General features: G+C 72.2%; 20 protein-coding genes. 11 read left to right on the top strand and 9 right to left on the bottom strand.

The genetic code is table 11. The features are described from left to right. Positions 1 to 24: 24 nt before the first annotated feature. From ABZ027_RS27570 to ABZ027_RS27545, 6 genes are all read right to left on the bottom strand, one after another. Positions 25 to 2,028, bottom strand: coding sequence for a nitrate- and nitrite sensing domain-containing protein (locus tag ABZ027_RS27570; protein WP_356772940.1), 2,004 nt, complete (start codon positions 2,026 to 2,028; stop codon positions 25 to 27). Positions 2,029 to 2,078: 50 nt separating this feature from the next. After that, the gene (locus ABZ027_RS27565) at positions 2,079 to 2,894 is read right to left on the bottom strand and encodes an MHYT domain-containing protein (protein ID WP_356772938.1); all 816 of its coding nucleotides are present in this window, start codon (positions 2,892 to 2,894) and stop codon (positions 2,079 to 2,081) included. 433 nt (positions 2,895 to 3,327) lie between these two features. Beyond that, complete coding sequence (locus ABZ027_RS27560; RefSeq protein WP_356772936.1) at positions 3,328 to 3,954, bottom strand: cytochrome b/b6 domain-containing protein; 627 nt, start codon at positions 3,952 to 3,954, stop codon at positions 3,328 to 3,330. Between the two features lie 2 nt (positions 3,955 to 3,956). Further along, a complete protein-coding gene (locus ABZ027_RS27555) occupies positions 3,957 to 4,700 on the bottom strand; it encodes a molybdopterin-dependent oxidoreductase (protein WP_356772934.1) in 744 nt (247 codons plus the stop codon). Between the two features lie 218 nt (positions 4,701 to 4,918). Further along, entirely contained in the window at positions 4,919 to 6,463 is a 1,545-nt protein-coding gene (locus tag ABZ027_RS27550) for an APC family permease (protein WP_356772932.1), read from the bottom strand. An 82-nt stretch (positions 6,464 to 6,545) separates the two neighbouring features. Then, entirely contained in the window at positions 6,546 to 7,490 is a 945-nt protein-coding gene (locus tag ABZ027_RS27545) for a hypothetical protein (RefSeq protein WP_356772930.1), read from the bottom strand. Positions 7,491 to 8,135: 645 nt separating this feature from the next. Here ABZ027_RS27545 and ABZ027_RS27540 point away from each other — a divergent pair. The 10 genes from ABZ027_RS27540 (at position 8,136) to ABZ027_RS27495 (ending at position 17,301) form a co-directional block, all read left to right on the top strand. Beyond that, a complete protein-coding gene (locus tag ABZ027_RS27540) occupies positions 8,136 to 9,029 on the top strand; it encodes a DMT family transporter (protein ID WP_356772929.1) in 894 nt (297 codons plus the stop codon). 60 nt (positions 9,030 to 9,089) lie between these two features. Beyond that, a complete protein-coding gene (locus ABZ027_RS27535; protein ID WP_356772927.1) occupies positions 9,090 to 9,605 on the top strand; it encodes an NUDIX domain-containing protein in 516 nt (171 codons plus the stop codon). Positions 9,606 to 9,690: 85 nt separating this feature from the next. Then, complete coding sequence (locus ABZ027_RS27530) at positions 9,691 to 10,083, top strand: DUF202 domain-containing protein (protein ID WP_356772925.1); 393 nt, start codon at positions 9,691 to 9,693, stop codon at positions 10,081 to 10,083. Further along, positions 10,080 to 10,415 carry a DUF202 domain-containing protein gene (locus tag ABZ027_RS27525; RefSeq protein WP_356772923.1) on the top strand — a complete coding sequence of 112 codons (336 nt, stop codon included), beginning with the start codon at positions 10,080 to 10,082 and terminating at the stop codon, positions 10,413 to 10,415. Before ABZ027_RS27530 ends, ABZ027_RS27525 begins: the two co-directional genes overlap by 4 nt. A gap of 255 nt (positions 10,416 to 10,670) precedes the next feature. Then, the gene (locus ABZ027_RS27520; protein WP_356772921.1) at positions 10,671 to 10,967 is read left to right on the top strand and encodes a hypothetical protein; all 297 of its coding nucleotides are present in this window, start codon (positions 10,671 to 10,673) and stop codon (positions 10,965 to 10,967) included. A gap of 186 nt (positions 10,968 to 11,153) precedes the next feature. After that, positions 11,154 to 12,176: a phosphotransferase family protein gene (locus ABZ027_RS27515; protein WP_356772919.1), complete on the top strand. Its 1,023-nt coding sequence runs from the start codon at positions 11,154 to 11,156 to the stop codon at positions 12,174 to 12,176. A 5-nt stretch (positions 12,177 to 12,181) separates the two neighbouring features. Next, entirely contained in the window at positions 12,182 to 13,396 is a 1,215-nt protein-coding gene (locus ABZ027_RS27510) for an acyl-CoA dehydrogenase family protein (protein WP_356772917.1), read from the top strand. Between the two features lie 197 nt (positions 13,397 to 13,593). After that, entirely contained in the window at positions 13,594 to 15,270 is a 1,677-nt protein-coding gene (locus ABZ027_RS27505; RefSeq protein WP_356772915.1) for a helix-turn-helix domain-containing protein, read from the top strand. A 448-nt stretch (positions 15,271 to 15,718) separates the two neighbouring features. Further along, positions 15,719 to 17,083, top strand: coding sequence for a diaminopimelate decarboxylase (locus ABZ027_RS27500; RefSeq protein WP_356772913.1), 1,365 nt, complete (start codon positions 15,719 to 15,721; stop codon positions 17,081 to 17,083). Between the two features lie 11 nt (positions 17,084 to 17,094). Further along, positions 17,095 to 17,301 carry a hypothetical protein gene (locus ABZ027_RS27495; RefSeq protein ID WP_356772911.1) on the top strand — a complete coding sequence of 69 codons (207 nt, stop codon included), beginning with the start codon at positions 17,095 to 17,097 and terminating at the stop codon, positions 17,299 to 17,301. A gap of 59 nt (positions 17,302 to 17,360) precedes the next feature. Here ABZ027_RS27495 and ABZ027_RS27490 read toward each other — a convergent pair whose 3' ends face one another. From ABZ027_RS27490 to ABZ027_RS27480, 3 genes are read right to left on the bottom strand one after another with little or no spacing between them, the layout of a single operon-like run. Beyond that, complete coding sequence (locus tag ABZ027_RS27490; RefSeq protein WP_356772909.1) at positions 17,361 to 17,954, bottom strand: TetR/AcrR family transcriptional regulator; 594 nt, start codon at positions 17,952 to 17,954, stop codon at positions 17,361 to 17,363. A 43-nt stretch (positions 17,955 to 17,997) separates the two neighbouring features. Next, positions 17,998 to 19,659 (bottom strand): AMP-binding protein, encoded by a 1,662-nt coding sequence (locus ABZ027_RS27485; RefSeq protein WP_356772907.1) that lies wholly within the window; start codon positions 19,657 to 19,659, stop codon positions 17,998 to 18,000. Beyond that, positions 19,656 to 20,429: an SDR family oxidoreductase gene (locus ABZ027_RS27480; RefSeq protein ID WP_356772905.1), complete on the bottom strand. Its 774-nt coding sequence runs from the start codon at positions 20,427 to 20,429 to the stop codon at positions 19,656 to 19,658. Before ABZ027_RS27480 ends, ABZ027_RS27485 begins: the two co-directional genes overlap by 4 nt. Positions 20,430 to 20,625: 196 nt before the next feature. Here ABZ027_RS27480 and ABZ027_RS27475 point away from each other — a divergent pair, with 196 nt between their 5' ends. Continuing rightward, positions 20,626 to 21,855, top strand: a complete 1,230-nt coding sequence (locus tag ABZ027_RS27475) for a DUF1343 domain-containing protein (RefSeq protein ID WP_356772903.1) — start codon at positions 20,626 to 20,628, stop codon at positions 21,853 to 21,855. Positions 21,856 to 21,886 lie beyond the last annotated feature (31 nt).

The raw sequence follows: 21,886 nt of genomic DNA, 5'->3' as shown, positions 1-21,886 counted from the left end.
GGCGACCGGCGACCGACGCGCCCGCTACCCCCGCTGCTGCGGGATCAGCGCCGACGCGGGGGCCAGTGCGCGGCCGCCGTCCTGGTCGTCGGGGCGCGCTTGGTCGTGGACCGGCATGTCGTCCCGTATGAGGTTCTCGCGGATGAGGACGGCCGCCGTGGCGCCGCCGCTCGCCGAGGAGCGCAGTTCGACGCTCAGGCTCTGCCGGGCGGCGATGCGGTTGACCACGAACAGTCCGATCTGCTTGGCGTCGAGCAGGTCGATGTTCTCGGACTGGATCTTGCGGTTGGCCTCGGCCAGCGCCTCCTCGTTCATGCCGAAGCCGCTGTCCTCGATCTCGATGAGGAGGCCGTCGCGCACCCGGGCGGCCCGCAGCCGGACTCGGGCGCTGGGCGGTGAGAACGAGGCCGCGTTCTCCACGAGTTCGGCGAGCAGGTGGATGACGTCGGCGACGGATCCGCCGTGGACGGAGACGGGCGGTACCGGCCAGATCTGGACCCGCCCCGGCTGCTCGATCTCCGCGACGGCGGCCCGTAGGACGTCCGTCAGCGGGATGGGGTCGCGCCAGCCGCGTCCGGGCGCGATGCCGGAGAGGATGAGCAGGCTCTCGGAGTGCCGGCGCATCCGGGTGGCGAGGTAGTCGACCTGGTAGAGCTCCTGCACCTCGGCCGCCTCACGCGGGCGCTGCTCGAGTTGGTGGAGCAGGTCGAGCTGCCGGTGCAGCAGCACCTGGCCGCGGCGGGCGATGCTGACGTACACCCCGGAGATGCCGCTGATCAGTTCGGCGCGTTCGGAGGCGGCCTTGAGCGCGGCCCGCTGCACGGCGGTGAGCGCGGTGCCCACCTGGGCGAGTTCGTCACCGACGAGGCGGCGCATCGGGGCCTCCGCGTCGATGTCCACGCCCTTCCCGGCGTGCAGTCGGCGCATGGCCTGCGGCAGCCGGCGCCCGGCGACTTCGAGGGCGTCGTCGCGCAGGTCGAGCAGTTCGACGATGAGTCCCCGGCCGACGCCCACGGACACCAGCAGCGACAGCAGCACGCCCACCAGGCCGAGGATGACGGCGACGCCGGAGGCGCCCAGGGTGTCCCAGCCGAACGGGTTCGTCCTGGCCATCGCCCTTGTGCCGGCGTCCGCCTGGGCGTCGCCGAGCCCCTTCAGCGCGTCGTCGGCGCTCTTGTCCCAGGTGCGCAGGAAGCCCGCGGAGATGACCGAGGCGCCGGGCCCGGCGCCGCGCACCTTGTCCTCACCGGCGGCGAGCTGGGCGTAACTCGCGCTTTGCAGCACCGCGTTGTACACCGCCCGGTGGGCCGCCTTCAGGTCGGCGATCGCGGGCTCGAGCAGCTCCCGCTGGGTGGCGACGGCGCCGACGAACTGCGTGTACTGCTGAGTGGTGAGCTTCCCGGCCGCGCTTCCCCCGGCGAGGAGGGCCTGTTCCTGGGCCACGGCGTCGCGGGCGCGGGCGAGTTCGAGGACGACCCGCGCGTCGGATGCGGCGTCGGTGCCGTTCTCGCCGGTGAGCGCCCCGGTGACGGCGAAGGCGTGCTCGATGACCGTCGAGTACCCCGTGAACGCCGTCTGGGGGGCGTCCTTCTCCTCGGCCTTTGTGCGCAGCGCGGTGAGTCCGCGCGCGTCGGCCTCCAGCCGGTCGATGCGGGTGGGCAGCCCCGCGTCGAGGAGCTCGGCGTCCGCGGTGGCGGCGTCGGCGCCGTTACGCAGGGCGGTGACGGCGGCGTCGGTGGCTTTGCCAGCGGCCTTCAGGGCGTCGAGGTCGGCCGCGCTCCGGGATGCCGCGTGACGCGTCGCGGCGGTCCGCTCGGTCTGCAGTGCGCTGACGAACTCGTCGACGGGAGCGAGGAGTTGGGCGTTGACCTTCTTGACCCGCTGGGTGTCACCGACGTTGGAGGCCGTGGTCACCGCGGCGAAGCCCCACAGCGCCATGAGGGACACGATGGGCAGCATGAGCAGGGCGACGATCTTGGCCCGGACCGATCTGGGGCGCAGCCGAGCCATTGGAGGGGGGACACGCATGGGGGACCTCTTCGGGGGTGTGTGCGGTGCGGTGGGGCCGGGGGTACGGCTCAGACGGTCACGGTGGTGGGGGCGGCGGGCTCCGTGGCGGTCGCGGTGGACAGCTCGACTTCGCGCAGCAGTTCGGTGGCGGCGGACTCGGCGCGCTTGCCGGTCGGGGAGAGCGCCACGTACGCGGAGGCGAGGAAGAGGAACGAGCCGAGCAGCACCGCGAGCGGGAAGAGGAACTCGGTGGCGGTGGCTCCGGGCAGCTCCGCGCTGCTGGGCGCGAGGCTGACGTGGACGGCGAACATGGCCGTGTAGTGCATGCTGCTGACCGCGAGCCCCATCACGAGCGCGGCGACGACGGTGAGGACCGGGCCGCGCACGACGAGGGTGAGGGTGAGCGCGGCGGTCGCGGCGACGACGGCGATCGCGACGGAGGCGGCGACGAGGAGCGGGTCGTAGCCGACGGAGCCGTGCAGGTTGAGCGCTGCCATGCCGGTGTAGTGCATGGCGGCGACACCCAGTCCGGTGCCGAGCCCGCCGAGCACCACCGCCGTCACGCGCGAGCGTCCGTACCCGGCGGTGAAGACGCCGGCGCTGACGACGCCGATGGACATGGCGAGGCTGAGCACGGTGAGCGGGACGTCGAAGCGGATGGGGGTGCCCTCGACGCCGAAGCCCATCATCGCGACGAAGTGCATGGTCCAGATGCCGGAGCCGATCGCGAACGAGGCCAGCAACAGCCAGTTCCGTTTCGAGGCGCCGTCGGCCTCACGGGCTCTGACGGTACATCGCAGGCCGAGCGCCGAGCCGACGCAGGCCATGACGTACGACAGGACGGGTGTGACCCATCCGGCGCTGAAGTGGTCCATGTGTCCCACGGAAAAACCCCTCTCGCCCGCCGGGCGGACAGCGCAGCGCGCACGGTGGTACCCCCGGCGGACAGGGGCCTGAAGGAACGAGATCAAGCCACTGCTTTCCGGAGGCCGGTGAGCATCAAAGTACTGCGGTGTGGGTTACATCCCCATTTGCATGCGAGTGCTTCACATTCCCCTTACCTTGCCCATACTTTCCACTGTCGGTGCGGGTGGTCCGGCCGCCGAGGGCCGCGGGACCGGGCTCGGGAGGGCCGGGGTCGGCGGGATCCGCCCGTGGCGAGCGTGGCCGAAAGGTGTTGCTGGAAGGCGTTCTGAAGACCCGTCGGCGGCGACGATCTCCGCCTCACGATGCGTCAGCGGGAAACGCAGCAGAGGCGACGCGGCAGGGGCGACGCGGCAGTGCGACGAACCAGACGCGCCGAGCAGGAGCGATCAGCTACGGCCGCCACAGCGGGTGTTCCCGCTCGGCCCATTCCCGGCTCACCTTCCCCGTGCGCAGGCCGCGGCGGGCCTCCGGGTCCCCGAGTGCCATGCCGATGTGGCCGCCCAGGACGATGCCGACGGTGAGGGCGAGCCAGTCGTGGACGAAGGTCGCGCTGGTGCGCCACTGGATGGGGGTGAGGTGGGTGAACCACATCAGAAGGCCCGTGCCGAGCATCACCAGGGTGGCGCCGGCGATCCAGGCCGCGTAGAGCTTCTGTCCGGCGTTGAACTTGCCGGCCGGGCGGGACGCGGTCCGTTTGTCGCGGCGCAGGGCGGCGCGCAGCCAGACGCGGTCGTGCGGGCCGAAGCGGTTGAGGAAGCGCAGGTCGGCGCGGAACGCGCGGGAGGCGAGGCCCGCCAGGACGGGCACGGGCAGGGCGAGCCCGGCCCACTCGTGGACGCGGACCACCAGCTCGCGGCGGCCGACGAGTTCGGCGAGCTGAGGGACGTAGAGGCAGGCGGCCGTCAGCACGCACACGCCCATCAGCGCGGCCGTGGTGCGGTGCACCCACCGCTGGGTGCGGCCGAAGCGGCGGACGCGGGACGCCTGCGGCGTCGGGGTGTCGGTGGGCAGGCTCATGGTCAACTCGTGGGCTTGTCGTCGCGGCCGTTGGAACGGCCGACCCAGGCGTCGACGTCGTAGCCGCGCTCCTCCCAGTAGCCGGGCTTCACGTCCTCGGTCACGGTGATGCCGGACAGCCACTTGGCGGATTTGTAGAAGTACATCGGCGCCACATAGAGGCGGACCGGGCCGCCGTGGGAGTGGCCGATGTCCTTGTCCTGCATGCGCAGGGCGACCAGGACGTCCGCGCGGCGGGCCTGGTCGAGGGTGAGGCTCTCGGTGTACGCGCCGTCGAAGCAGGTGAAGCGCACCGCGCCCGCCGAGGGGCGCACCCCCGCCGCGTCCAGCAGCCGGGACAGGCGTACCCCTTCGAAGGGGGTGTCCGGGACCCGCCAGCCGGTGACGCACTGGACGTCCTTGACCATGCGGGTCTGCGGCAGGTCACGCAGGTCGTCCAGCGTGTACGACCGCGGGTGGTCGACGAGGCCGCCGACGGTGAGGCGGTAGGTGGCCGCGTTCTTCTTGGGTACGGAGGACGTGACGGAGTAGTAGCGGAAGCCGCCGCCGTTCGGGAGCAGACCGGTCAGGCCGGTCGGGTCCTTGTCGGCGGCGCTGCCGAGGAAGGCCTCCAGGCCGCGTTGCAGGGTGGGGGCGGCGACCACGCCGAGCGCGCCCAGGCCGAGGGTGCCGAGGAAGACCCGGCGGCCGATCGGCGCGCCCCGTTCCTCGGGGCGTTCCGTGCCCGGCTCCTCGGGGCGGCTCATGCCGGGGTCCCCAGGGCGGTTCGTACCGGGTCGCTGGGCGCGGTTCGTGCCAGGTGCCCCGGCGCGGTCCGTGCCGGGTTCTTCGGCGGGGTACGTGCCGGGTTCCTCGGGCTGCTCGGAGTTCACCTTCTCATTCGAACACCCGCGGTCCCCGTCCTGCCAGGGATCCCGGGTGCCCGTCAGAGTTCCGTAACCACTTCTCACCCTGCTCTCAGGGTCTACGGCGTCCGCTCCGCCGCCTTCTCCAGCTGGAACGCCTCGTTGCCGAGCCCGATGCGGGCGTGCGCCTCGGGACGGCGGGCCCGCAGGACCACGCCCTGCAGCAGGCCGACGATCAGGGCGAGCGCGATGCTGCCGGGCAGGATCCAGCTCAGCGAGGAGTCCGGGCCCGCACCGACCAGGACGTCGAAGTCCTTGACCGTGTAGCCGGCGATCACCAGCAGGGCGACGCCCGCGACGGCGGAGGTGAGCAGCCGCCAGGCCTGGGCGCCCACCGCCCCGCGCCGGGCGAAGAACACCACGACCGAGAACGAGGCCGCCGCCATCAGCACGATCACGCCGAGCGCGCCGATGTTGCCGAACCAGGTGAACAGGTGCAGGACGGGTTCGGTCGGGTCGCCGGCCGGCTTGTCGTCGGCGACCGCGAAGGCGACGACGATCACCACGGAGACAGCCGTCTGGAGCAGCGACCCGGTGCCGGGGGCGCCGCTCGCGCCGGTCGTACGGCCGAACGCGGCCGGCAGCAGGCCCTCGCGGCCCATGGCGAAGGCGTACCGGGCGACGACGTTGTGGAAGCTGAGCAGGGCGGCGAACATGCCGGTCACGAACAGGACATGCAGGACGTCGGTGAAGGTGGCGCCGAGGCGGGACTCGGTGAGGGAGAACAGCAGTCCGGCGCTCTGCTTCTGCGACTCGCCGACGATGGCGGAGGGGCCGGCTGCCACGGTGAGGGCCCAGCTGCTGAGCGCGAAGAAGACGGCGACCCCGCCGACCGCGAGGAACATCACGCGCGGAACCAGGATGTGCGGTCGGCTGGTCTCCTCCGCGTACACGGGTGCCTGCTCGAAGCCGAGGAACGCCGCGATGCAGAAGCACAGCGCGGTGCCGACCCCCGCGCCGCTGAGGGTGTCCGGATTGAAGGCGTGCAGGGACAGTCCCTCCTTGGCTGGATCGGCGACCGCCGCGATGTCGAAGATCACGACCAGGGCGACCTCGACGACCAGCAGGACGCCGAGCACGCGGGCGTTGACGTCGATCTTCAGCCAGCCGAGCGCGCCGACGACCAGCGCGGCCAGCAGGGCCGGTATCCACCAGGCGATCTGCAGATCGGCGTACGTGGAGAAGAGGCCGGAGACCTCGAAGCCGAAGATCCCGTAGATGCCGACCTGGAGGGCGTTGTAGGCGACGAGGGCGACGAGGGCCGCGCTCGCCCCCGCCGTGGCACCGAGGCCCCGGGAGATGTACGCGTAGAACGCGCCCGCGTTGTGGACGTGCCGGCTCATCTCCGCGTACCCGACGCCGAACAGGACGAGGACCACGCCGAGGACGACGAAGAGGAGCGGCTGCCCGACGATACCCATCACCGCGAACGTGGTGGGCATGACACCCGCGACGACCATGAGGGGCGCGGTGGCGGCCAGGACGGAGAGCAGCAGGCCCCCGGTGCCGAGACGGTCGGCGCGCAGGGCCCGCTCCTGGCCCTTGAACGTACTGATGCTGTTGTCGCCGGTGGTTCTTCTGGTGCTGGAGCTGTCCGTTGTCACGGGAGGACCGTCCTGTTCGGGGACTGTGGGGCTGTTCGGGACTGTGTGGGGCTATTGGGGAAGCGGCTGCGAGGGTGGGGCGTCATGCCGTACCGAGCGCGTGGTCGCGCGCGGCGCGGAAGGCCGTGTACGGCTCCCGGTCCGGGTACGACCAGGGAGCCGGGGCGGGGTGTTCGCCGATCCGGTGGAACAGGGCGGCGGCCTCGGCGCCCCGGCCCTCGTAGACCTTGGCGTGGGCGAGGAAGTTCAGGTCGACCAGCCGACGGGGGTGGCCCTCCTGCTCCCACTCCAGCCACCAGTCGAAGGCGGCCTTCAGCACCTGCCGGGCCCGGCGGCCGGCCCAGTGGCGGGAGGCGGCCGGGTCGGCGGGTTCGTGGCCGGTGGCGGCGAGGACGCGGTAGCGCTCGGCGTGCGCCACGACCGGGAGGATCGCGAGCGGGGAGTCGGCGGGTGCCTGTTCGGCGGCCCAGGCGGCGAAGTCGTAGACCTTGTGCAAGGGGTCCGGTCCGGCGTCGGAGCGGTGCTCGGCGAGGTGGGCGACCATCAGATGGTGGGCGTGGTGGTGGTCGGAGTGCCGGTCTCGGACCTCGTCGAACAACCGGCCGACCTCGTCAGCTGAACCCTGGGAACGCTCCAGCAGGAGCAGCCCGAGCCACGGGGTGGGGTCGGCGGGCGTGCGCGAGGCGGCGGACCGGCAGGCCTCGCGGGCCCGGGACGGGTCCTCCTTGCCGCGCAGGGCGCGCCGGACCTGCGCGAGGGCGAGCAGGACGGCGGCGTCGGCCGAGTCGGGCTCGGCGAGCAGCCAGTCGTTGGCCCAGGCGGCGCAGTAGGGCTCCAGGGCGAGCACGGTCACCCGGTGTCCCCGGCGGTCCCAGTCGTCGCCCGTGGCGGCCAGGAGCGCACGGGCCACCTGCCATCGCCCCTGCGCGAGCGCGGCGCGCGCGGACACGAGGTCGGTGTCGTCCAGGGCGGCGTCGAGCGCGTGGGCGGCGGCACGCCTGCGGCTGAGTCCTGTCTTTCGGATCACGTCGGCTCCGCGGGACGGCGCCTGGAAGCGCGGGTGAGAGGGGTCATGGGGACTGCCCGTGCCCGAGCGGAGCCGCGGGCCGCGGGGAGGGCGCGGTCGCGGTGCGCGGGGGGCGGCGACGCGATGCCGGTCACGGTTCCTGGTGAGCGCTGGCCGCCCTCCTCGGGCACGGTGTGATCGGAACGGCAGGCCTCGGGGCCGTGGGGCGGGGGTGGGGACACCGCGGGGACTTCCTCACGCGACGCGGCTCGTGGTCGGTTGCGCCGACGGGTCGGCCGGTCGTCCGGTCCGGACGTCGCGGCTTGTCGTCGACTGATCACGCACAGCCAATCCCCAGCCAACGGTTTCCGTCAAGGGCCGCCAGCACGTTACACGCGTCAACTCCTCTCATTCACAACGGACTTGTGAATCACAGCAGGGGTGCGGGCCCCGGTCGGCGGCGGCGTCTGTGTCGTACGCCATGGCGCGGGCCCGCCCGGCATCGCACCATGGCAGGACGGACGCGGTCCCGCCTTTGATCGATCGGGCGGCGTGACCGGGTCGACCGCTCGAATCCGGGTACTCCCAGGGGCAAGCCGGGCCCTGGGCCACTACAGTCAGCTCCTACGCATCCCGTTACCCGGCCGGATGATCGAGGTACGCAGCGTGTCGGTACTGGTTCTTGTTCTCGCCGTGAGCGCGGCCTGCTGTCTGGGCTTCGGGTTCGTGCTCCAGCAGAACGCTGCCCGCCAGGCGCCGATGAGTGACTTCCTGTCGCTCCGGCTCCTCGTGGACCTGATGAAGGTGCCACGCTGGCTCGGCGGCATCGGACTGATGGTGGCCGGCATGGTCCTCGGCGCGATCGCGCTGGGCAAGGGCGAGATCTCCCTGGTCGAACCACTCCTCGCGACGAACCTGTTGTTCGCCCTCGCGCTGTCCCGCAGGCAGACCCAGCAGCCGCTGGGCCGCCAGGGCTGGGCCGGGCTTCTGCTGCTGGCCGGCGGGGTGACCGCGTTCATCGTGGCGGGTCAGCCACGCGGCGGCAACGCGGTCAGCGACCCACTGCGGCACTGGCTGATCATCGGCGTGATGATCGGCCTCGCGCTGCTGCTCACGACGTACGCGAAGCGCTCCCGGCTCAGCTCCGGCCCGGTGTTGCTGGCGCTGGCGGCCGGTCTGCTGTACGGCGTGCAGGACGCCCTGACCCGGGTGAGCGGACAGCGGTTCTCGGAGGGCGGCCTCCTGGAGGTACTGACCGGCTGGCAGCCGTACGCCGTACTGGCACTCGGGGTCACCGGCCTGGTCCTGGTGCAGAGCGCGTTCGAGACGGCACCCCTGCGCATGTCGCTGCCCGCGCTGACGGCGGCCCAGCCGCTGGCCGGGATCGTCTGCGGCGTCGGCTTCCTCGGCGACCGGCTGCGCACCGACACCGGCGCGCTGGCCTGGGAGGCGGCGGGACTCGCGGCGATCGTGACCGGCATCGTCCTGTTGGGCCTGCACCCGGCCATGCCACGCGGCATGGCACGCCCCGAACGGGCACGGGACCTGCAGCCGCGCTGACGTCTTCCTGTTGTGCTGACGGCTTCCTGTTGTGCTGATGGCTTCCTGTTGTATGGAGCCATGAGCGCTGCTGACGAGATCCTCGACATCGTCGACGAGAACGACCAGGTCATCGGCCAGTCCCCGCGCGGCGAGGCCTACGCGCGGGGCCTGCGCCACCGCTGTGTCTTCATCCAGGCCCGGGACGCGGCGGGCCGGCTCTTCGTCCACCGCCGCACACCGACCAAGCTGGTCTTCCCCTCGCTGTACGACATGTTCGTCGGCGGCGTGGTCGGCGCGGGCGAGTCCTACGACGACGCGGCCCTGCGCGAGGCCGAGGAGGAACTGGGGGTGACCGGCCTTCCCCGCCCGGAACACCTCTTCCGGTTCCTCTACGACGACGGGTCCGGGCGGACCTGGTGGTCGGCCGTGTACCAGGTCCGCTGCGAGCTCCCGGTCAGCCCCCAGGCCGAGGAGGTGGCCTGGCACGCCTTCCTGCCCGAGGACGAGGTGGAGCGGCGCCTGCGGGAGTGGCAGTGGGTACCGGACGGGCTGGCCGCGTACGAGCGACTGAAAGCGCACCGGTCGGCGGGCTGAGCCCTTGAGGTCCTGAGTCACGCGGCCCGTGAGCCACAGTCGCCCCGAGCCGAGCGCGGCGGCAGCTGCGGGTAGGGTCCTCGGCGTGATCGGTTTCGCACAGAACGTTCGGTTGTGGTTCGCACCGCAGGACCTCCGGCAGGAGGGCGGCACCCCCGACTACCGCTTCTCGCTGGCGAACGAGCGCACCTTCCTCGCCTGGCTGCGCACCGCGCTCGCACTGATCGGCGGCGGCTTCGCCGTGGACCAGTTCCTGCCGGACCTGCGCTGGGGCTGGCGGGTCGGGCTCGCGCTGGCGCTGCTCGCGGCGGGGGTGCTGTGCTCGCTGCGGGCGGTCAACCACTGGGTGCGCTGCGAACGGGCCATGCGCCGTGGCGAGGACCTGCCGGTGTCACGGTTCCCGGCGCTGCTGAGCATCGCGGTCGCGGTCGTGGCCGTGGCGATGGTCTTCGTGGTGCTCGTCGGGTGGGCCGGGTGAGCGGGGCGGCCCCGTCGGAGGGTGCCGACCGGGATCCCGGGCTCCAGCCGGAGCGCACCCGGCTGGCCTGGCGGCGTACGACCCTGTCCAGCACCGTGGCCGCCCTGCTGGCCATGAAGAGCACGCTGCACGGCGGGGCCTCGGCGGCCGCGATCACCCTCTGCGCGCTGTGCGGCGTCCTGTGGCTTGGCTTCCTGCTCGTCGCCCACCGCCGTATCCGCGTCCTGTCGGCGACGAGCGGCCCCACCCCTGCGCTGGCCCCGCGGCACGCGACGACGGGGGCGCTGCTGACGGTGGCGCTGGCCGTCTGCGCGGCGGCGCTCGTCTACTAGCGCGTCGGCGCAGGCGCCCGTCGGTCTCCTTCGCTCTTAGCCACACGGCCAGGTCGCGCCCTTCGGCCTCCCTCGCCCGCACCCACCCGGCCAGGTCGCGCCACCGGAACCCCGCCCTCCCGGATCACACGGCGGCGCTGACCCGGTCGGCCCACCGCACCGCAGGCCCGCGAGCCGACCGTCACGCGATCGAGCAGACTCGACCTCGTCCCCTCCTGCGAGCAGCCGCCCACCCCCACATCCGAAGGCGACACCATGAGCACCCTTCACCGCGCACACGCCTCCCACGCCCACACCCACGGCCCGGACTGCGGGCACGCCGAGGTGCCGCACGACGATCACCTCGACTACGCGCACGACGGGCATCTGCACCGCGAGCACGACGGTCACTGGGACGAGTGCGAGGCCGCCGGACACGTCCCGCACGAGGACCACGAGCATCCACACGGGCAGGACTGCGGGCACGAGAGCGTGCTGCACGGCGACCACGTCGACTACCTCCACGACGGGCACCGGCACGCCCGGCACGACGGCCACTGGGACGATCACTGAGCCGGCCCGCCCGTCAGGAGGCGGCCCACCGACAGCTCCCCGCCGCCCAGCGCGGGGAGCTGTCGGCCTATCGTGGCTCCGATCACGTTCCGTTCCGACTCTGGACGACATACCGACCGGTCGGCATCATGGAGCAGTCCCGTTCACGCGCCGCGGACCCGTGCACAGCACTCGTAAGGAGCACCGATGAGCCCCGACCACCCGCCAGGACTCGATCTCGACCGGCTGCGCGCCCTGCTCGACCGAGAGCGGCCGGGCCTGGTGCAGGGCCCGCTGACCGGCCGGCTGATCGAGGGCGGACGGTCGAACCTCACGTACGCGCTCTCCGACGGCAGCGCGAACTGGGTCGTCAGACGGCCCCCGCTCGGCCATGTCCTGGCCACCGCGCACGACATGAAGCGCGAGCACCGGGTCATCAGCGCGCTGCACCCGACCGACGTGCCGGTGCCGAAACCGGTGCTGCTGTGCGAGGACGAGGACGTGCTGGGCTCGCCCTTCTACGTCATGGAGTTCGTGGCGGGCACCCCGTACCGCACCGCCGAGCAGCTGGCCCCGCTCGGCCCCGCGCGTACCCGGGAGGCCGTCCTCGCGCTGGTCGACACGCTCGTGGAGCTGCACGCGGTGGATCCCGGCGCGGTGGGTCTCGCCGACTTCGGCCGGCCGGAGGGCTTCCTGGACCGGCAGCTGCGGCGCTGGGGCAAGCAGTTGGACGCCTCCCGTAACCGCGAGCTGGCCGGGATCGAGGAGCTGCACGCGGCGCTCGGCCGCGACCTGCCCCGCTCCCCCGCCCCGGCGGTCGTGCACGGCGACTACCGGCTCGACAACGTGCTGATCGGCGACGACGACCGGATCAAGGCCATCCTCGACTGGGAGATGTCGACGCTCGGCGATCCGCTGACCGACCTGGGTCTGCTGGTGATGTACAGCATGCCGCTCGGTACGCCCGACTCGCCGGTGTCGACGACCGCCGAGGCCCCCGGGCACCCGGACCCGGCCGAACTGATCGAGCGGTACGCGACGCGCTCGGGCCGTGACGTGTCGGCTGTCTCCTGGTACACGGCGTTCGCCTGGTTCAAGCTCGCCGTGATCCTGGAGGGCATCCACTACCGCTACACCCTGGGCCAGACGGTCGGCCGCGGCTTCGACCGCATCGGCGACCTGGTCCCGGTCTTCATCGAGCACGGCCTGACCACCCTTCAGGAAGGCTGACAGACATGGACTTCGCGTTCGACGCGCGCACCGAGGAACTGCGCGGCAAGCTGCTCGCCTTCATGGACGAGTACGTCTACCCGGCCGAGGCGGTGGTGCACGAGCAGCGCGAGCGGCTCGCCTCGCCGTGGGACACCCCGGTCGTGGTCGAGGAGTTGAAGGCCGAGGCTCGCAGGCAGGGCCTGTGGAACCTCTTCCTGCCGGACTCCGAGTACGGCGCAGGCCTGACCAACCTCCAGTACGCGCCCCTCGCCGAGATCACCGGCCGTTCCCCGCAGCTGGCGCCCACGGTGACGAACTGCGCGGCTCCGGACACCGGCAACATGGAGGTGCTGACTCAGTTCGGCGACGAGCAGCAGAAGAAGCAGTGGCTCCAGCCGCTGCTGGCGGGCGAGATCCGCTCGGCGTTCGCGATGACCGAGCCGGACGTGGCCTCCTCGGACGCCACCAACATCACCACGCACATCCAGCGGGAGGGCGACGAGTACGTCATCTCCGGCCGCAAGTGGTACATCTCCGGGGCGATGAATCCGGACTGCAAGATCTTCATCGTGATGGGCAAGACCGATCCGGACGGCGACGACATCCGCCGTCAGCAGTCCATGGTCCTGGTCCCGCGCGACACCCCGGGCGTCACGGTGAAGCGCGCCATGCAGGTCTTCGGGTACGAGGACCACTACCACGGCGGCCACGCCGAGGTGGTCTTCGACGGGGCGCGGGTGCCGGTGTCGAACCTGATCGGCGAGGAGGGCGGCGGCTTCGCCATCGCCCAGGCCCGTCTCGGTCCCGGCCGCATCCACCACTGCATGCGACTGATCGGCATGGCCGAGCGGGCGATCGAGCTGATGTGCAGGCGGGCCGTCTCACGCGACGCCTTCGGCAAGGCGCTGGCCCAGCAGGGCGTGGTGCACAACTGGATCGCGGACGCGCGGGTCGCCGTGGAGCAACTGCGGCTGCTGGTCCTCAAGACGGCCTGGATGATGGACACGGTCGGCAACCGGGGCGCCCACGCGGAGATCCAGGCCATCAAGATCGACACGCCCCGCAGGGTCGTCGACATCATCGACCGCGCGATCCAGTTGCACGGCGCGGGCGGCGTCAGCCAGGACTTCCCCCTGGCCGAGCTCTACGCCGGCGCCCGCACCCTGATGATCGCCGACGGCCCGGACGAGGTGCACCAGCGGTCGCTGGCGCGGCGGGAGTTGAAGAAGTACCTGTGAGACACGGGGCAGGACGAAGGCGGCGCGGGCGTCCCCACCCACGCCGCACGGTCCCACCCACGCCGCACGGCCCGGCCCCTGCCGCGCGGTGCGTGCCCGTGCCTTCGTGCGCCGTTGAGAGCGCGGCCGGCCTGTGGTGTCGTACGTCGTGAGGACCGGCCGCGCGAGGCCGGTGGCGCGTGCGGAATCGGGGGACGATGACGGACCTGGATGAATCGCCGGGATGGGGCGTCGCGGCCCAGTCGCAGGTGACTCTGGAACAGCTGCTGTCCGTCGTGGGCTCGGGGGCCCTGGAACTGGACACGGCTCCCGGCGGCCTGGCGGTGCCCGTCGTCGGCGTGACCGTACTCGATGTGCTGGACCCGGAGATCCGGCCGCGGGAGTTGCTGCTCGCGGTCGGGGTCGACGCGGCATCGGCGCACGCGGTGGATCTTCTGCGTCGGGCGGGCGACGCGGGCGCGACCGGCGTGGTGTTCGGCCCGGGGCGCCCCGAGCGGGCCGACGCGGCACTGCGGGCGGTCGCCGAGGAGAGCGGTACCGCGGTGCTCTCCCGCACCGCCTGGTGCACCTGGGCCCAGTTGGTCGGCGTCCTGCGGGCCGGGCTGTCCTCGGCGGGTGCTCCGCCGTTGCCCGCCCACCGCGGGCTGTCGCCGGGCGATCTCAACGGACTGGCCGACGCGGTGGCCGCGCTGGTCGGGGGCGCGGTGACCATCGAGGACACGGAGTCGCGAGTGCTGGCGTACTCCTCGACCGAGGAGAACGTGGACGAGCTGCGCCGGCTGACCATCCTCGGTCGGCGGGTGCCCCCGTGGCGCGTCGCCGCCATGCGCGAGGCCGGGTTCTTCCGAGCCCTGTGGAGTACGGACGACGTGCTGTACCGACGGGCCCAGGGGGAGAACCCGGAGCGTCTGGTCGGGGCCGTCAGGGCGGGCGGTGAGGTACTGGGGTCCATCTGGGTGGCCGCGGTAGGCGGCCGTCCCCTGGCTCCCGGGGCCTCCGAGGCCCTGCGCGCGGCGACCCGTACGGCCGCCGCGCACCTCCTTCACGTCCGCACGCGCGGCGCCGACGGCCGACTGGCGGAGGACGCGGCTCGTGCGCTGCTGGAGGGACGCGGCTCCCCCGACGTACTCGCGGAGCGCGCCTCGTTGCCGGCCCGGGAGCCGTGCGCCGTGTTGGCGGTGGACGCGGGCCCCGGCGCCCCCGACGACGATCCGTCGAGGCTGGACGCGCTGCTCAGCCTGCACTGCGCCGCGTTCGGTCACCGGACCGTGGTCGTGCCGGCGGGCGGCCGGATCCTGGTGCTGGTGAGTGCGCTGGACCACGATCCGCGACGGGCCGACGATCAGGTGACGCGCCTGGGCGAGTCGCTGGCGAGACAGCTGCGGGCCGCCACCGGCGCGCCGGTGAGAGTCGGGCTGGGCGACGTGGCCCCGGGGCTCGCGCGGGCGGCCGAGTCGCGCCGGTCCGCCGAACTGGCTCTCAGAGCGCTCACTCGGGCCGCGGGAGCGCACACCGTCGCGCGGGCCGAGGACGTCGCGGACGCGGTCGGCATCATGCAGGTCGTCGACGCCCTGCGTGACGTGGTGCTGCCGGAGGGGACGTCGGTGGCGCGGCTCGCCGCGTTCGACGCGGAGCACAGTGGAAGTTGCCTCGTGGAGACCCTGCGCGCGTACCTCGACCGCTTCGGTGACGTGGCGGGCGCCTCTCGTGCGCTGGGGGTGCACCCCAACAGCCTGCGGTACCGGTTGCGCAGGATCACCCAGGTCTCGGGGCTCGACCTCGACAGCCCGGACGCCCGCCTGCTGGCCGAGTTGCAGTTACGGCTGCGGGACCGCGGCGACGGGACGGCGCCTGGAACGCCGACGGGGCGGTGACACCCAGGGCCTGTCGTTTGGGTCAGGCCGCAGGAAACTGACGGTGCTGGTCGATGCCGGTGAGCGGGGTCTGGCGCGTGCAGCTGCAAGGCGGAGGAGGGCGTCGACGCGATGGGGGTCCCCCCGCGCGAGCGCAGCCGAGCGTGGGGGAGTCGGCAACCGACGACAACGCGGCAGATGTGCGTGCCAGACCCCGCGTCTGCGGCGTGATCCAAACGACAGGCCCGAGGGCGACGGGCCCGTCACTTGGCCGTCCGCACCATCGAGCGGCGCCGTTGTCGTCGTGACGCACAACGGCGTGGGCCGCCGCGTCCGGTGTTGGCCCCCACCGCTGCTTCGGCGGCTAAGCCTTTGACGACCCGACGAAGACGGCGTCAGGTGGCCGCGAGCAGCCTGGGATCGCGCCCGGAAGTTCCCCGGACGCGATCCTGACACCGGAGGGCACACCATGAACGGTCCGACCCCCGCCGCCGCGCGGCGTGAACGCATTCTGCGAGAGGCGGTCCGACAGGGACTGCTGGACCCGGAGCAGTCGCTGCTGGCCGCCTTCGTCGACCTCGACGGCGTCACCGCGACCGTCGGGAGTCTGCACCGCGCCTTCGGCCGGGTCCTTCCCGCCCCGGGCTTGGTCCTGCACGCCTTCGCCGCCAAGGCGAACTGCCTCGTGCCCGTCCTCGCGGAGCTGGCACGCGACGGCATGGGCTGCGAGGTCGCCACGGCGGGCGAGCTGGCCCGGGCACTGGCCGCCGGTTTCCCGCCGGATCGGATCGTCTTCGACTCGCCGGCCAAGACCCGGGGGGAGCTCGACCGTGCGCTGGCCCTGGGTGTGGCCGTCAACGCGGACAACTTCCAGGAGCTGTCGAGGATCGACCGGGCACTGGCCGGCCGTCGTCCCCGGTCGAACATCGGGGTACGTGTCAACTCCCAGGTCGGTTCAGGCACCATCGCCGCGATGAGCACCGCCAGCACCACCTCGAAGTTCGGTGTCCCACTGTCGGATCCGGGCACGCGACGGCAGTTGCTGCGGGCGTTCAGGGATTATCCGTGGCTGACGTGGGTCCACACGCACGCCGGATCACAGGGCTGCCCGCTCGACCTGATGGCCCGTGGGGTGGCGCAGGCGGTGGAGTTCGCCGAGGAGGTCAACGCCTCCCTCGGAGAGCGCCGGGTGGTCGGCATCGACATCGGCGGTGGGCTGCCCGTCAACTTCGCCGACGACGAGATCGATCCGACCTTCGACACCTACGTCGAGTACCTGGGCACACACGTCCCGGCCCTCTTCGAGCGCGGGTACCAGGTCGTCACCGAGTTCGGACGCTCCGTCCTCGCGAAGAACGGATTCATGGCGGCGTACGTCGAGTACACCAAGAGCGCGGGAGGCCGGCCGATCGCCGTCACCCACGCCGGTGTACAGGTCGCCACGCGGACCGTGTTCAACCCCGAGGCCTGGCCGGTACGGATCGAGGCACACGACGCGAGCGGCGCGGCCAAGCGGGGGCGGTCCCTGCGCCAGGACGTCGCGGGTCCCGCCTGCTTCGCCGGCGACCTGCTGGCGCGCGACCGCGCGCTGCCGCCGCTGGAGCCCGGCGACATCATCGTCGTCCCGGACACCGGCGCCTACTACTTCTCGACGCCGTTCCACTACAACAGCCTGCCGGAACCCGCCGTGCACGGTGTCCGGGTGGGCGAGGACGGGCGGATCGCGTTCACGCTGCTGCGTCCCGCCCAGGACGCGTGGGCCCTGCCGGACCACGCCCCGGAGGTCACGGTGATCCGGCGGCCGGTGGACGTCGTCGACCGTGCGGCCAGGTAAGGAGCACCGAGGTGTTACGAGACGACCAGCAGCAGTCCGACCGGGACGGACCGCTGCTCACCCAGCGAGCCGCGATCGTGTTCCTGCTGGGCGCCCTCGTCGGCATCGGCGCCACCGTCCTCGCGGCACTGGGCGGCAACGCGTGGCCCGTCGCGGTGAGCGTCGGCGGTGGCGCGGCGGCCACGGCCGTGCTGTTCTTCAGGGAGATCATCGGCTAGCGGCCGTCCCGCAGCCGGTGTGGCGGGCGGGACGGCGGCGTCCCACCCGCGTGGAGGGCCTACGGCCGCAGCGCCCGCAGCAGCAGGTCCGCGAGGTGGTCGGCGACCTCCTGCGGGCTCATCGGGCCGTCGGGGCGGTACCAGGTGGAGAGGTGGTGGACGGAGCCGAAGTGGTAGTCGACCACCAGATCGGCCGGGGTCGCCTTGGAGAAGACGCCTGCCTGCTGGCCCTCCTCGACGAGCGCGCGGAAGCGTTCGTGGTAGCGCCGGCGCTCGGCCCGCACCTGCTTGTTCTTCTCGGGGCTCAGGTGGTGCATGGAGCGGAAGAAGATCATCGCGTCGTCGAGGTTGTCGATGGTCGTGACGACGACGTCGGCCGCCGCGCCCCGCAGCCGCTTCTCGATCGGCTCGTCGGCGCCCGCGAAGGCGTCGAGTCTCTCCTGCTGGACGCGCAGCACGCGCGCGTACACCTCGTGCAGCAGGTCGTCCTTGGAGCCGAAGTAGTGGTACAGCGCTCCCTTGGTGACGCCGGCCGCCTCGACGATCTCCTGCACCGAGGTGCGGTCGTAGCCCTGCTCGGCGAAGAGCCGGGTGGCGGCGGCCAGCAGCCGCTGCGGCACGGGGATCCCGTCACCGTCCGTCGTCCTGGGCACTGCCGCCACCTGCCTTCCGGGTCATGTCTTTCGGCTGCCGCTTCTAGCTCTGCGGGCGGGAACGCAGTTCCCGCCGGAGGATCTTCCCACTCGCCGTCTTCGGCAGGTCGGGCAGGATCTCCACCTGCCGCGGGTATTTGTAAGCGGCCAGTCTCTCCTTGCAGTACGCGGCGAGCGCACCGGGGTCCGTGTCGGCGCCCGGACGCAGACTGATGTACGCCTTGACGGTCTCCCCGCGGTACCCGTCGGCCACTCCGACGACGGCCGCCTCGCGCACCGCGGGGTGCGTGTAGAGGACGTCCTCGACCTCGCGCGGCCACACCTTGAAGCCGGAGGCGTTGATCATGTCCTTCTTGCGGTCGACGACGTACAGCCAGCCCTGCGGGTCCATGAAACCGATGTCGCCGGTGCGCAGCTCGCCGTCGGGGAAGGTCTCGGCGGTGGCGTCCGGGCGCCGCCAGTATCCGGGCACGACCTGCGGCCCTCGTACGACGATCTCGCCCTGTTCCCCGAAGGGCACCTCCGCGCCCTGGTCGTCGACGATCCTCACGACCGTGTCGGGGCCCGGCACGCCCACCGCCAGCGTCCCGGAGACCGGGTCGACCGGGGCCTCGAGGGTGGGCGGCACGGACGCGCAGGGCGCGCTGCACTCGGTGAGCCCGTAGCCGTTGCGGATGTACGGCCCGAAGCCGGCCCGGAACTTCTCCACCAGGGCGGGCGGCAGCGGGGCGCCGCCTGAGGAGATGGTGACGAAGGACGAGAAGTGGTCCGGGGTGACGTCGGGGTGGGCGGCCAGGGCCATGAAGGCGGTCGACGGGCCGACCGTGTAGTGCGGCCGGTGCTCGGCGAACGCGTCGAGCACGACCCCGGACTCGAAACGGTAGGCCAGCACCAGGGTGCCCGCGCTGTCGAGGCACGCCCCGAACTGGCAGACCATCCCGGTGATGTGGAACAGCGGCGCCAGCGCGAAGTAGACGGGTGCCTCGGGCAGACCCAGGCCGGTCCGCTGCCGCTCGGCGTTGTACATGATGTTGGCGTGCGTGTTGGTGGCGCCCTTGGGGGTGCCGCTGGTGCCGGAGGTGTAGCTGATCAGCGCGATGTCGGACGGAGCCGGGTCGCGGTTCTCGGGTGCCCGGTGGCCGGCCCGGGCCACCTCGGTGAGGTCGTCGGCGTCGTCGGCCCGCGGCAGCCGCTCAAAGGTCAGTACGCGCGCGTCCTGGCGGGTCTGGAAGTCCAGCTCGCAGGCGGTGAGCGCGATCCGTACCGGCGAGTCGGCGGCGGCGTCGCGCAGATACGCGTCCCAGGCGCGGTCGGAGCAGATCAGCGCGGCCACCTCACCGTCGTGCAGGACGTGGCCGACCTCCCCCGACTTGTACATGGGGTTGACCGGCACCACGGTGGCGCCCGCCTTCCAGGCGCCGAGCAACGCGAGCACGAAGTGCGGGGAGTTCTGCAGCAGGACGGCGACCCGGTCCCCGCGTTCCAGGCCGCGGGCGGCGAGGTGACCGGCGACCGAGTCGCTCAGTTCGTCGGCCTCGCGGTAGGTCAGGCGGCCGTCGAAGTAGGCCAGGAAGGTGCGGTCGGGAGTCTCGGCGACGGCCCTGCGCAGGGCGTGCACGAAGGAGTCGGCGGGGTCGACGGGGGCACGCTGGGCGTCGTCGAGCAGGCCCAGCCACGGCTTGTCGGCGTAGCGGGAGTCGGTCACCGGGTCGTCTCCCACTTCTGCTGGATGTGGTTCATGTTCGTCAGCCAGCGGTCCGGATCGGCGGCCCTGGCCTGGTAGTAGCCGGCCACCTCGGGGTGCGGCAGGATCAGGAAGCGGTCCTCCTCGATGCCCTTGAACAGGGCGTCCGCCACCTCCTCGGGGGTGATCGCGGTCTGCTGGAGGACCAGGGCGCCCGCGCTGCCGGTGGCGGCCAGCATGTCGGTGCGCACGCCCTGCGGACAGATCGCGTGGACCTGCACACCACGGTGCCGGTACGTCAGCGACAGCCACTCGGCGAAGGCGTAGGCGCCGTGCTTGGTGACGCTGTAGGAGGGCGCGCCGATCATCGTCAGCAGCCCGGCGGCGGACACGGTGGACACGAAGCGGCCGCTGCCGCGCTCCAGCCAGGCGGGAAGAAGTTCCTCGGCGGCACGCACATGGGCCATGACGTTGACGTCCCAGGCCACGGCCCAGGACTTCTCGTCGGCCGACAGTCCGTCGGCCCCGTCCTCGAAGGCGACACCGGCGTTGGCGCAGTACACGTCGACGGTGCCGCCGAGCGCGTCCCGGGCGTCGGACACGATCGCGGAGGCGTCGCCGGGTACCGCGATGCCACCGATCTCCGCGGCGACCGCCTCGGCCCGCTCGGCGTCCAGGTCGTTCACTACGACCCGGGCCCCTTCGGCGGCGAACCGCCGGGCGAGGGCGGCGCCGATCCCACCCCCGGCCCCCGTGACCACCACACCGGCACCCTGAACGGCTTCCACCATCGGTCTCCTTCGACGCGACACGGCTCTGTCCCCGCAGCGGCCAGACTAACCGGTCGGTATGTTCGAAGGAAGGGTGACTGGAGCAAGTCAGGGGCGCGGGGAACTGCGCGACCAGCCACATCCGGCCCGCAGCCTCCTCACATCCGGCGGAAGCACATAACGTGCCCATGCCGACGCCCCCGTCCAAGGAGGTCACATGCACCTACCCAGACGAACCCTGCTCGCAGCATCCACCGCAGCCGTATCAATCACCGGCGCACCCCCGGCCTCCGCGGCCCGCCGCAGCCGAACCGGCTTCGAGAACCTCGCGGCGACCGGTTACTCCTCCCTGCGGGGGCAGCGCGTCGGAATCGTCACCAACCCCACCGGCGTCACCCGGGACGTCCGCCACATCGTGGACGTCATGCACGCCGATCCCCGCGTCGAGCTGACGGCGGTCTTCGGCCCCGAGCACGGATTCCGCGGCACCGCCCAGGCGGGCGGCTCCGAGGGCCGCTACGACGATCCGGCGACCGGCCTGCCCGTCTACGACACGTACCTCAAGTCCGGCCAGGCCCTCGCCGACATCTTCACCGCGTCCGGCGTGGACACCGTCGTCTTCGACATCCAGGACGTGGGGGCGCGCTTCTACACGTACATCTGGACGCTGTTCGACTGCATGGAGGCGGCGCGGCTCGCGGGCAGGCGGTTCGTGGTCCTGGACCGGCCCAATCCGGTGACCGGACGGGCCGCCCTGGGGCCGGTGCTGCACCGGGAGTTCGCCACCTTCGTCGGCCGGCAGCCGATCTCCCAGGCGCACGGGATGACCGTCGCGGAGCTGGCGCGGCTGTTCAACGGGGAGTTCCTGAGCGCGCCGGTGGAGCTGGACACCGTACTGATGAGCGGGTGGAAACGGTCCGCGTGGTACGACGCCTCAGGGCTGCCCTGGGTGCCGCCGAGCCCGAACATGCCGACGCCCGACACCGCCCTCGTCTATTCGGGGACCTGTCTGTTCGAGGGGACGAACCTGTCGGAGGGGCGCGGGACGACCCGGCCGTTCGAACTGCTGGGCGCGGAGGGCGTGGACGGGAGATGGGCCGCCGCGATGAGTGAACTCGGGCTGCCCGGCGCGCACTTCAGGGAGGCGTACTTCGCGCCCACGTTCTCCAAGTTCCAGGGGAGGACGATCGGCGGCGTGCAGATCCACGTGCACGATCGGGACGTCTACGACCCGGTACGTGCCGGGATCGCGCTCCTGGTGACGGCGAAGAAGGTGTGGAACGGCTTTGCCTGGCGCCCGGACAACTGGATCGACAAGCTGACGGGCTCCACGCTGGTGCGCACGATGATCGACGCGGGCGCGGACACCGACGAGGTGGTGGCGGGCTGGGAACGGGAACTGGCGGCGTTCCGGCGGATGCGCCGGGAGTACCTCCTCTATCGGTGAGAACGCCGACGCGCCGGAGGTCGTCGGTGGT

The organism is Streptomyces sp. NPDC006332 (genome assembly GCF_040612855.1).
GTDB lineage: Bacteria > Actinomycetota > Actinomycetes > Streptomycetales > Streptomycetaceae > Streptomyces.
This window is presented reverse-complemented; position numbering and strand designations above follow the sequence as displayed.